At 41.2% G+C, this 11889-nt stretch carries 5 protein-coding genes; 2 read left to right on the top strand and 3 right to left on the bottom strand.

Annotated elements, in window-relative coordinates:
• Positions 1-252 precede the first annotated feature (252 nt).
• Both VIM94_RS12530 and VIM94_RS12525 read left to right on the top strand, forming a co-directional pair.
• Positions 253-1842 carry a peptide chain release factor 3 gene (locus VIM94_RS12530; protein WP_332039641.1) on the top strand — a complete coding sequence of 530 codons (1590 nt, stop codon included), beginning with the start codon at positions 253-255 and terminating at the stop codon, positions 1840-1842.
• 113 nt (positions 1843-1955) lie between these two features.
• Positions 1956-3323 (top strand): amino acid carrier protein, encoded by a 1368-nt coding sequence (locus tag VIM94_RS12525; RefSeq protein WP_332039640.1) that lies wholly within the window; start codon positions 1956-1958, stop codon positions 3321-3323.
• A gap of 59 nt (positions 3324-3382) precedes the next feature.
• On the opposite strand, the gene VIM94_RS12520 is transcribed toward VIM94_RS12525, so the two are convergent.
• The 3 genes from VIM94_RS12520 to rpoB all read right to left on the bottom strand — a co-directional run.
• Positions 3383-3700 carry a DUF3467 domain-containing protein gene (locus VIM94_RS12520; RefSeq protein ID WP_332039639.1) on the bottom strand — a complete coding sequence of 106 codons (318 nt, stop codon included), beginning with the start codon at positions 3698-3700 and terminating at the stop codon, positions 3383-3385.
• A 169-nt stretch (positions 3701-3869) separates the two neighbouring features.
• A complete protein-coding gene (gene rpoC, locus VIM94_RS12515; RefSeq protein WP_332039638.1) occupies positions 3870-8171 on the bottom strand; it encodes a DNA-directed RNA polymerase subunit beta' in 4302 nt (1433 codons plus the stop codon).
• 78 nt (positions 8172-8249) lie between these two features.
• Positions 8250-11889 (bottom strand): DNA-directed RNA polymerase subunit beta (gene rpoB, locus VIM94_RS12510; protein ID WP_332039637.1); only part of this gene is annotated, 3640 nt, incomplete at its 5' end.

Raw genomic sequence — 11889 nt, 5'->3', positions numbered from 1 at the left:
AAGAACCCGCTGAAAAATTTTGATACAGGCTCTGGGCTTTCAGCGGCATTAATACCCCCGAAAACACAAGAAAAAATATGTAAAAAAGAAAGCGCCCCATATTTGGTAAAAATACACATTGTTGAGTGGTAAAATCAATTTTACACCGAGTTTTTAACGCTATTTTCTAAAGGAAGTACCAGCTAATTAACCCATTGCTCTTTCACGTAAATTCCTGAAAAAACTGTACTTTTGCAGCCTTAAAAATTCAGAATGAAGAGCTTTCAGAAAGAGATTAGCAGAAGAAGAACTTTTGGAATTATTTCTCACCCCGATGCTGGTAAAACCACACTTACAGAAAAATTGCTCCTTTTTGGAGGGGCCATCCAGGAAGCTGGTGCGGTGAAATCGAACAAGATCAAGAAAGGCGCGACCAGTGATTTTATGGAAATTGAACGCCAACGTGGGATTTCGGTTGCTACTTCAGTTTTGGGCTTTGAATATAAAGACATAAAAATTAATATTCTAGATACACCAGGTCACAAGGATTTTGCTGAAGATACTTTCAGAACATTAACTGCAGTAGACAGTGTGATTGTGGTTATTGATGTTGCCAAAGGGGTTGAGGAGCAAACCGAAAAACTGGTTGAAGTTTGCCGGATGCGTAATATCCCTATGATCGTTTTTATCAATAAGCTGGATCGTGAAGGAAAAGATGCCTTCGAACTTTTGGATGAAATTGAGCAGAAACTCAATCTCACCGTAACCCCCTTAAGTTTTCCTATTGGAATGGGCTATGATTTTAAAGGGATCTATAACATCTGGGAAAAAAATGTTAATCTCTTTACCGGGGATCCGCGTAAGGATATTGAAGAGACCGTAGAAATCTCTGATTTGAATTCTGAGGAACTTGATCAATTAATAGGAAATACTGCCGCCGAAACCCTTAGGGAAGAACTGGAACTCGCCCAGGGAGTTTATCCTGAATTTGATAAAGAAGCTTATCTTGATGGGAATTTACAACCTGTATTTTTTGGTTCGGCTTTAAATAATTTTGGAGTGCGCGAGCTACTGGACTGTTTTATTGAGATTGCTCCAAAACCACGTCCCAAAGACAGCGATGTCCGTACCGTAAAACCAGATGAAGACCAGTTCACAGGTTTCGTTTTTAAGATTCACGCCAATATGGATCCGAAACACCGGGACCGTCTGGCTTTTATTAAGATCGTATCTGGAAAGTTCGAAAGAAACAAGCCTTACCTCCACGTAAGACTGGGGAAAAATCTTAAATTCTCCAGTCCAAATGCATTTTTTGCTGAAAAGAAAGAGATTGTAGATGTATCTTATCCCGGAGATATTGTGGGGCTTCACGATACAGGGAATTTCAAGATCGGGGATACCTTAACCGAAGGAGAGCAACTTCATTACCGAGGAGTGCCAAGCTTTTCGCCGGAACATTTCAGGTATATCAATAATGCCGACCCGATGAAATCCAAGCAACTGGAAAAAGGAATTGACCAGTTAATGGATGAAGGAGTTGCCCAGCTGTTTACCCTTGAGATAAACGGACGAAAAGTGATAGGTACAGTTGGAGCTCTTCAATTCGAGGTCATACAATACAGACTGGAACACGAATATGGCGCGAAATGTACTTACGAAAACCTGAATGTTTACAAGGCCACCTGGGTAGAGGCCAGGGACGAAAAGAGTGAAGAATTTAAAGATTTTAAAAGGGTAAAGGCTAAATTCCTTGCCATAGACAAACAAGGTCAACTTGTATTTTTTGCAGATTCACAGTTTTCTTTACAAATGACGCAGCAAAAATATCCATCCCTAAAATTTCATTTCACTTCTGAATTTTAATCGGCTAAAAGCCCTGAGGCTTAGACCATAAGCCCTAACTAACAAATAAACTGCATACGGCCTCCTATTAAATAGGAGTTAATTTCATATATTCTCAGCGCAAACCTGATTTTATGAGTGAAATAGATGAAATTGTTGCCCAGTTTGCTTCTGCAGTCTGGGGAGTCCCTTTAGTGATCTTATTAATTGGAGGCGGGATCTACCTGCTTATCCTTTCCAGGTTTTTACCCTTCCGCTATTTGGGCCATGCGCTCGAAGTTCTCAGGGGAAAATATAACAATCCAAATGATCCAGGGGAAATAAATCACTTTCAATCACTTTCTACCGCCCTTTCCTCTACCGTGGGAATGGGAAACATCGCAGGGGTAGCTGTTGCAATAGCTATTGGAGGCCCGGGTGCGATTTTTTGGTTGTGGGTTAGTGCAGTAGTTGGGATGGCAACAAAATTCTTCACCAACAGCCTTTCTGTTATGTACCGGGGCAGGGATACCCAGGGAAATATCCAGGGTGGTGTAATGTATTATATCACGGAAGGACTTGGCAAAAAATGGAAATTTATGGCCATTTTCTTTAGTATTGCGGGACTCATTGGCGCTTTGCCGGTTTTTAACGTGAATCAACTCACACAGGCGATAAACTTTATCCTTCTTGAGCCTAATAATGTCCCTACAGGATTTACAACTAATTTTATAATTGGAATCATCCTGGTAATAATAACTTCAGTGGTTATTCTTGGAGGCCTGAGCCGGATAGGTTACACCGTTTCCAAGCTCGTTCCGGCCATGGTAGCGCTTTACTTTCTCTCGGTCTTAATTATTCTCTTTGTCAATTATGACCAGGTTCCCTATTACTTATCCCTGATTTTTACTGATGCTTTTGCTGCTGATAGTTATAAAGGGGACCCACTTCTGGGAGGAGTTTTAGGAGGACTAATCCTACTGGGGATAAGAAGGGGTGCATTTTCCAATGAGGCCGGAATTGGAACAGCTACAATGGCTCACGGCGCCAGTAAGACATCTGAACCCATCAGGGAAGGCCTGGTGGCGATGATGGGACCTGCGATAGACACCTTAGTGGTTTGTACCTTAACTGCACTTACCATTCTTGTTACAGGGGTGTGGCAGAGCACAGATGTAAACGGGGTAAGTCTTACCGCAGCCGCTTTCGATGCCTCCATTCCTTATGTAGGAAGCTATTTACTGTTATTATGTATTGCAGCATTTAGTATTTCCTCGCTTTTTTCTTTCTCCTATTACGGAACAAAATGCCTTTCTTTCCTGATAGGGGCTGAAAGAAAACACTACTACAATTATTTTTATATAATAAGTATTATGGTAGGGGCAACAACTTCCCTGAGTATGATGATTAACCTCATAGATGGTTTCTTTGCCCTTATGGCTATTCCCACAATGATAAGCACACTTATTCTGGCTCCACGGGTAATGAAAGAGGCCAAGGTCTATTTTAAAAAGTACAAATAGGAATTAAAAAGGGATAAAAAAACCCCACTTAATAAGGTGAGGGTTTTTCTATTTATTTTTTAAGCCTGGCCAGTTGGGCCAAAATTCAGGGGAATGGGTGATTTTTCAAAATCCTGGATTTCTCCATGGGCTTTTTCAAACCGCTTCACATTATCTCCCAGTGCTTTAAGCAAACGCTTTGCATGCTGCGGGGTAAGAATGATTCTTGATTTCACCTTGCTCTTGGGTTTTCCCGGCATAATGTTCACAAAGTCAATTACGAATTCTGAGACCGAATGATTTATGATGGCAAGATTGGAATAGGTTCCTTCGGCTACGCTATCGTCAAGTTCTATATTTATTTGTCCTTTTTTTGGTTGCTTTTTTTCTTCACTCATAATATTGTTTTTAATAATTTTCTTTGGTGTTTAGTACTTCAGGAAAAGCCGGATCACTTTTAAATCAATCCAGGCTCTCACTAAAATACAAAAAATCCCGTCCTGATGACCATCGGGACGGGATTAAAAAAAATCAGAGCCGCTACTGCGACCCTGAGTATATTAAAAATTAATTGTAATTAACTTCCTGCTTACGCTCAAGCCTTTCGTCAAATTCTTCTTTAGAACCAACAATAATGCTATCGTATTCACGCATTCCCGTACCTGCAGGTATTCTATGCCCTACAATTACGTTCTCTTTCAAGCCTTCAAGTTCATCGATTTTACCGCTTACCGCAGCTTCGTTAAGCACCTTCGTGGTCTCCTGGAAGGATGCCGCCGAAATGAACGACTTGGTTTGAAGTGATGCTCTGGTAATACCTTGCAATACAGGTTTTGCAGTTGCAGAGGTCACATCTCTTGCCGTAGCCAGATTCTTATCTTCTCTTCTTAAAAGAGAATTCTCATCTCTTAGATCACGAGGTGATATAATCTGTCCTGGTTTAAGGTTCTCTGAATCTCCGGCATCTTCAACTACTTTCATTCCAAAGATCTTATCGTTTTCCTCGATGAAATCTGATTTATGAACAAGTTGATTTTCAAGGAAAATAGTATCTCCCGGATCCTGGATTCTTACCTTACGCATCATCTGCCTTACAACTACTTCAAAGTGCTTATCATTAATCTTCACTCCTTGTAGTCGGTAAACTTCCTGTACTTCATTAACCAGATACTGCTGAACAGCATTTGGCCCTTTGATATTAAGAATATCTTCCGGAGTAACAGATCCGTCAGAAAGCGGCATTCCAGCACGCACATAATCGTTCTCCTGAACAAGGATCTGGTTAGAAAGCTTCACTAAATACTTCTTAACTTCTCCAAGTTTGGATTCTACGATGATTTCACGATTACCACGTTTAATTTTTCCGAAGGAAACAACACCATCAATCTCACTAACAACAGCAGGATTTGATGGATTACGGGCTTCGAACAATTCGGTTACTCTTGGAAGACCACCTGTAATGTCCCCTGCTTTAGAAGATTTACGCGGTATCTTAACAAGGATCTTACCTACCTTGATCTTATCGCCATTATCCACCATTAAGTGAGCACCTAGCGGCAAGTTGTAAGAACGGATCACTTCGTCTTTCTTACCAAGAATATGCAGCGTTGGAATAAGTTTCTTGTTTCTGGATTCTGAAATTACTTTTTCCTGGAATCCGGTTTGCTCATCTATTTCAACCTGGTAGGTTACCCCCTGCTCCACGTTTTCATATTTGATCTTTCCGGCAAATTCAGAAATAATAACTCCGTTATATGGATCCCACTGGCAAACAATATCACCTTTTTTAAGCTCTGCTCCATCATTGATAAAGATTTGAGAACCATAAGGAATATTGCTGGTACTTAGTACAACTCCGGTTTTCTTGTCTTTTATTTTAAGTTCAGCAGTTCTTGAGATCACTATTTCGGCGATGCTACCATCTGGAGCTTCACCTTTTACTACTTTAAGATCTTCAATTTCGGCAATACCGTCTAATTTAGCCTCAAGTTTATTGTCTTCTGAAATGTTTCCTGCAATACCGCCCACGTGGAAGGTACGTAAGGTAAGCTGGGTTCCCGGCTCCCCAATAGACTGGGCAGCAACAACTCCTACAGCTTCACCTTTTTGAACCATCTTGTTGGTAGAAAGATTTCTTCCGTAACATTTAGTACAGATTCCTTTCTTAGCCTCACAGGTTAATGGAGAACGAACTTCTACACTTTCTATTGGTGCAGCATCTATTTTCTCAACAACCTCATCGGTTATTTCTTCACCGGCTGAAACAATAAGATCTCCAGTTGAAGGATGGGTTACATCATATAAAGAAATTCGTCCCAGGATTCTTTCCCCTAAAGATTCAACCACCTCTTCATTCTTCTTAAGTGGTTTTACCTCTACTCCTCTTAATGTACCACAATCTTCTTCGTTAACGATAACATCCTGGGATACATCTACAAGTCTACGTGTGAGGTAACCTGCATCGGCTGTTTTAAGAGCCGTATCGGCAAGACCTTTACGTGCACCGTGAGTAGAGATAAAGTATTCAAGTATTGAAAGTCCTTCTTTAAAGTTAGAAAGAATTGGGTTTTCAATAATTTCTCCGCCCCCAGAACTGGATTTCTTAGGCTTAGCCATCAATCCACGCATACCGGTTAACTGACGAATCTGTTCCTTCGAACCACGCGCACCGGAATCAAGCATCATAAACACCGAGTTGAATCCTTGCTTATCTTCGCGAATTCGTTTCATCGCTAATTCCGTAAGTCCCGCATTGGTAGAGGTCCAGATATCGATAACCTGGTTATAACGTTCGTTGTTGGTAATAAGCCCCATATTATAGTTTCCTATAATACCTTCTACCTGTTCGTTAGCTTCATCAATCATTGTCTGCTTTTCTTCAGGAATAATAATATCCCCTAAGCTAAATGAAAGACCACCACGGAAGGCGAAACCATATCCCATTTCCTTAATAGCGTCAAGGAAATCGGCAGTTTCTGGTACACTGGTTACTTTTAGAATTCTACCAATAATATCTCTCAAAGATTTCTTGGTAAGAACCTCGTTTATAAACCCGGCTTTTTCTGGTACAGCCTCGTTAAAGAGCACTCTACCTACCGTAGTTTCTATAACCTGGAAAACAAGTTCTCCGGCTTCATTGAAATCTTTAGTTTTTATTTTAATAACCGCATTCAGCTCTACCTGCTTCTGATTATAAGCAATAACAAGTTCTTCAGCAGAATAAAAAGTAAGACCTTCACCTTTAACCTTCACTTCATCTGTAGAAACCCTTGATTTGGTCATATAGTAAAGACCAAGAACCATATCCTGAGACGGTACCGTGATAGGAGATCCGTTAGCAGGGTTAAGGATATTGTGAGATGCCAGCATTAATAACTGTGCTTCCAGGATAGCTTCCGGACCTAAAGGAAGGTGCACTGCCATCTGATCCCCATCAAAGTCGGCGTTGAAGGCCGTACAAGCAAGTGGGTGAAGCTGAATAGCTTTTCCTTCAATAAGTTTTGGCTGGAAGGCCTGGATTCCCAGACGGTGAAGTGTAGGGGCACGGTTAAGCAATACAGGATGTCCTTTAAGAACGTTCTCAAGGATGTCCCATACAACCGGCTCTTTTTTATCAATAATTTTCTTTGCAGATTTCACTGTTTTTACAATTCCTCTCTCAATCAATTTCCTGATCACGAAAGGCTTGTAAAGTTCGGCGGCCATATCCTTTGGAAGACCACATTCGTACATCTTCAATTCAGGTCCCACAACAATTACCGAACGCGCCGAATAATCAACACGCTTACCAAGTAAGTTTTGACGGAAACGTCCCTGCTTACCTTTAAGTGAGTCTGAAAGCGATTTCAACGGACGGTTAGAATCGGTTTTTACTGCTGAAGATTTTCTGGTATTATCGAACAATGAATCTACCGATTCCTGAAGCATACGTTTTTCGTTACGCAGAATTACTTCAGGAGCTTTGATCTCCATCAACCTTTTCAAACGGTTATTACGAATAATAACTCTTCTGTAAAGGTCATTTAAATCTGAAGTGGCGAAACGTCCACCATCAAGAGGAACAAGGGGGCGTAATTCCGGCGGAATTACAGGCACCACCTTCATAATCATCCATTCCGGCAGGTTTTCACGGTTGTTATTGGCATCACGGAAAGCTTCCACAACCTGAAGGCGCTTAAGCGCTTCAGTTTTACGTTGTTTTGAAGTTTCGTTATTTGCCTTGTGTCTTAACTCGTAAGAAAGCTCGTTAAGATCAATTCTTCTTAAAATTTCGATAAGGCACTCCGCACCCATCTTGGCGATGAATTTGTTCGGATCATTATCGTCTAAATAAAGATTTTCCTGCGGAAGGGTATCCAGAATGTTAAGGTACTCTTCTTCGGTAAGGAAATCCATTTTTTTCAATGGTTCTCCTTCTTCGTTTTTGGCAATACCCGGCTGAATTACTACGTAGCGTTCGTAGTAAATGATCATGTCCAGTTTTTTAGACGGCAGGCCAAGTAAGTAACCTATTTTGTTTGGTAAAGAACGGAAATACCAGATATGTGCTACAGGAACTACCAAATTGATGTGCCCCACACGATCTCTACGTACTTTCTTCTCGGTTACTTCTACCCCACAACGGTCACAAACAATCCCTTTGTAGCGTATTCTTTTATATTTACCGCAGGCACATTCATAATCCTTTACAGGACCAAAAATACGCTCACAAAACAAACCATCACGCTCTGGTTTGTGTGTACGATAATTGATAGTTTCCGGCTTAAGGACTTCACCGCGGGATTCTGCGAGGATAGATTCCGGGGAAGCTAAACCGATAGAGATCTTATTAAATCTCTGTACTGTATTCTTATCATTATTTCTAGCCATAATAACTGCTGCTATAATTATTGTGAAAATCCTGTTTTAAGGGGACACCCAGGTGTCCCCGTGTTCTAAAACAGTATATTATTCTTCTAACTTAATATCCAATCCAAGACCTTTCAATTCGTGCATAAGTACGTTGAAAGATTCTGGAAGTCCCGGTTCTGGCATAGGCTCACCTTTTACGATTGCTTCGTAAGTTTTTGCCCTTCCTATCACATCATCAGATTTTACGGTTAAGATCTCTCGCAGGGTTGCTGAAGCTCCATAAGCTTCAAGTGCCCAAACCTCCATCTCACCAAAACGCTGACCACCAAACTGTGCTTTACCACCAAGAGGTTGCTGAGTAATAAGCGAGTACGGTCCTATAGAACGTGCGTGCATCTTATCTTCGATCATATGCCCTAGTTTCAGCATATAGATCACACCAACAGTTGCAGGCTGGTCAAAACGGTCTCCGGTTCCACCATCATAAAGATAGGTATGACCAAAGCGTGGAATCCCGGCTTCATCGGTAAGCTCATTGATCTGGTCAATTGTAGCTCCATCAAAAATTGGAGTGGCATATTTTTTACCTAGCTTTTGCCCGGCCCATCCGAGTACAGTTTCATAGATCTGTCCAATGTTCATACGCGATGGCACCCCAAGAGGGTTCAACACGATATCCACAGGTGTACCGTCATCAAGGAATGGCATATCCTCCTGGCGAACGATTCTTGCAACAATACCTTTGTTACCGTGACGTCCTGCCATTTTATCACCTACTTTTAATTTACGTTTCTTAGCGATGTAAACCTTAGCAAGTTTAAGGATTCCTGAAGGAAGCTCATCTCCAACAGAGATGGTAAATTTCTCTCTTCTCAGGTTCCCCTGAAGATCATTTTCCTTGATCTTGTAGTTATGGATAAGATCTGCCACCAAAGCATTAAGGTGATCGTCTGTAGTCCAGGTACCGTGAGTAAGGTGGGTATAATCGTCTACAGAGTTCAGCATTTTAAGAGTATACTTCTTCCCTTTTGGTAACACCTCTTCTCCAAGATCGTTTTGAACACCCTGAGCGGTTTTTCCTCCAATAATAGCAAACAGTTTATCTACAAGTTCTGCTTTCAGGTTGGCAAACTTTGCATCGTACTTTTTCTCAAGTGCGGCTACATCTTCCTTATCCTGAGCACGTTTACGCTTGTCTTTAATTGCACGGGCAAAAAGTTTCTTCTCAATCACAACCCCGTTAAGCGATGGGGAAGCTTTTAGCGAAGCATCTTTAACATCCCCTGCTTTATCACCAAAAATGGCACGAAGTAGTTTCTCTTCCGGAGTTGGATCACTTTCCCCTTTAGGAGTAATCTTACCGATAAGAATATCGCCGGGTTTAACTTCAGCACCTATTCTAATCATTCCATTCTCGTCAAGGTCTTTTGTAGCTTCTTCAGAAACATTTGGAATATCATTGGTTAATTCTTCATTACCTAATTTGGTATCCCGAACTTCCAGCGAATATTCATCGATGTGGATAGAGGTAAAGATATCTTCTCTAACAACCTTTTCAGAAATTACTATCGCATCCTCAAAGTTATATCCCTTCCAGGGCATAAAGGCTACCTTCATGTTTCTACCAAGTGCAAGTTCTCCTGCTTCAGTAGCGTATCCCTGACATAAAACCTGACCTTTGGTTACTCTGTCTCCAACGCTAACAATAGGTTTTAGGTTAATAGAAGAACCCTGGTTGGTTTTACGGAATTTAATAAGATCGTAAGATTTTGAATCACTATCAAAGCTTACCATACGTTCCTCTTCGGTCCTGTCGTACTTGATAATGATCTTCTTGGCGTCTACATATTCCACTTCTCCAGCTCCTTCAGCATTAATCAATACACGGGAATCTGTAGCCACCTGGCGCTCAAGTCCGGTTCCTACAATTGGGGAATCGGCTCTTAATAGTGGTAGTGCCTGGCGCATCATGTTAGATCCCATCAAGGCACGGTTGGCGTCATCATGTTCCAGGAACGGGATAAGCGAAGCCGAAATCGAAGAGATCTGGTTTGGTGCAACATCGGTATAATGTATCTCTTTTGGATCAACCACCGGGAAGTCACCTTCCATACGGGCAATTACCCTATCAGTATCAATTGTTCCATCTTCAGTAAGAGGAATATTGGCCTGAGCTATTTTCTTATCTTCCTCTTCTTCAGCGCTCAAATAAATAGGCTCTTCAGAAAGGTTTAATTTCCCTTCAGAAACTTTACGGTAAGGGGTTTCAATGAATCCCATGCCGTTAACTTTAGCGTATACTGAAAGTGAAGAAATAAGTCCAATGTTCGGCCCTTCAGGCGTTTCAATAGGACAAAGTCTTCCGTAGTGAGTATAGTGAACATCACGCACCTCAAAACCAGCTCTCTCTCTTGATAGACCACCTGGCCCAAGAGCTGAAAGACGACGCTTGTGAGTAATCTCGGCAAGCGGGTTGGTTTGATCCATGAATTGAGACAGCTGGTTGGTACCAAAGAAAGAGTTGATCACCGAAGAAAGTGTCTTCGCATTGATCAAATCGATTGGGGTAAAAACCTCGTTGTCACGAACATTCATACGCTCACGGATGGTACGTGCCATACGGGCAAGTCCCACTCCAAATTGCTGGGATAATTGCTCACCTACAGTTCTAACACGACGGTTAGAAAGGTGGTCAATATCATCGATTTCAGCTTTCGAGTTAATTAACTCGATAAGATATTTTACAATGGTTATGATATCTTCTTTGGTAAGCACCTGCTTATCCATAGAAACATCAAGTCCAAGTTTTTTGTTCATTCTATAACGTCCAACTTCTCCAAGGCTATAACGCTGATCTGAGAAGAATAACTTGTCAATAATACCACGCGCAGTTTCTTCATCCGGCGGTTCAGCATTACGCAACTGACGGTAAATGTGTTCTACCGCTTCTTTTTCAGAGTTAGTTGGATCTTTTTGAAGGGTATTATGAATAATAGCATAATCTCCGGTAGAGTTATCTTCTTTATGAAGGAGGATAGTCTTGGTTCCGGTTTCGAGAATTTCCTCGATATGTTCTTTTTCAAGTTCGGTATCGCGGTCTAATACGATCTCGTTACGTTCTATTGAAACCACCTCTCCTGTATCTTCATCTACAAAATCTTCATACCAGGTATTCAATACACGCGCGGCCAGCTTACGGCCTAATACTTTTTTAAGTCCTGTTTTAGAAACTTTCACTTCTTCAGCAAGGTCAAAGATCTCAAGGATATCTTTATCCCGCTCAAATCCGATAGCACGGAAAAGTGTAGTAACAGGTAATTTTTTCTTTCTATCGATATAAGCATACATCACGCTGTTAATATCGGTAGCGAATTCTATCCAGCTTCCTTTAAAAGGAATAACCCTGGCAGAATATAGTTTGGTTCCATTTGCATGGAAAGACTGTCCAAAGAAAACCCCGGGAGAACGGTGCAATTGAGATACTACAACACGCTCAGCGCCGTTAATGCAAAAAGTACCGCTAGGGGTCATATACGGGATTGTTCCCAAATAAACGTCCTGTACGATAGTTTCAAAATCTTCATGCTCAGGGTCTGTACAATAAAGCTTTAATCTTGCTTTAAGCGGTACACTGTAAGTGAGGCCACGTTCAATACATTCCTGGATGGAATATCTTGGCGGATCCACAAAATAATCTAAAAATTCTAGTACAAATTGATTACGGGTGTCCGTAATA

The organism is Salegentibacter sp., assembly GCF_036568425.1.
GTDB lineage: Bacteria > Bacteroidota > Bacteroidia > Flavobacteriales > Flavobacteriaceae > Salegentibacter.
The sequence above is the reverse complement of the archived record's forward strand: the minus strand, read 5'-3'. Positions and strand labels throughout refer to the sequence as shown.

What these genes read in the sequence shown, in the direction of transcription:
- VIM94_RS12530 (WP_332039641.1), top strand. Translation starts at nt 253, where the DNA reads ATGAAGAGCTTTCAGAAAGAGATTAGCAGAAGAAGAACTTTTGGAATT.
- VIM94_RS12525 (WP_332039640.1), top strand. Translation starts at nt 1,956, where the DNA reads ATGAGTGAAATAGATGAAATTGTTGCCCAGTTTGCTTCTGCAGTCTGG.
- VIM94_RS12520 (WP_332039639.1), bottom strand. Translation starts at nt 3,700, where the DNA reads ATGAGTGAAGAAAAAAAGCAACCAAAAAAAGGACAAATAAATATAGAA.
- rpoC (WP_332039638.1), bottom strand. Translation starts at nt 8,171, where the DNA reads ATGGCTAGAAATAATGATAAGAATACAGTACAGAGATTTAATAAGATC.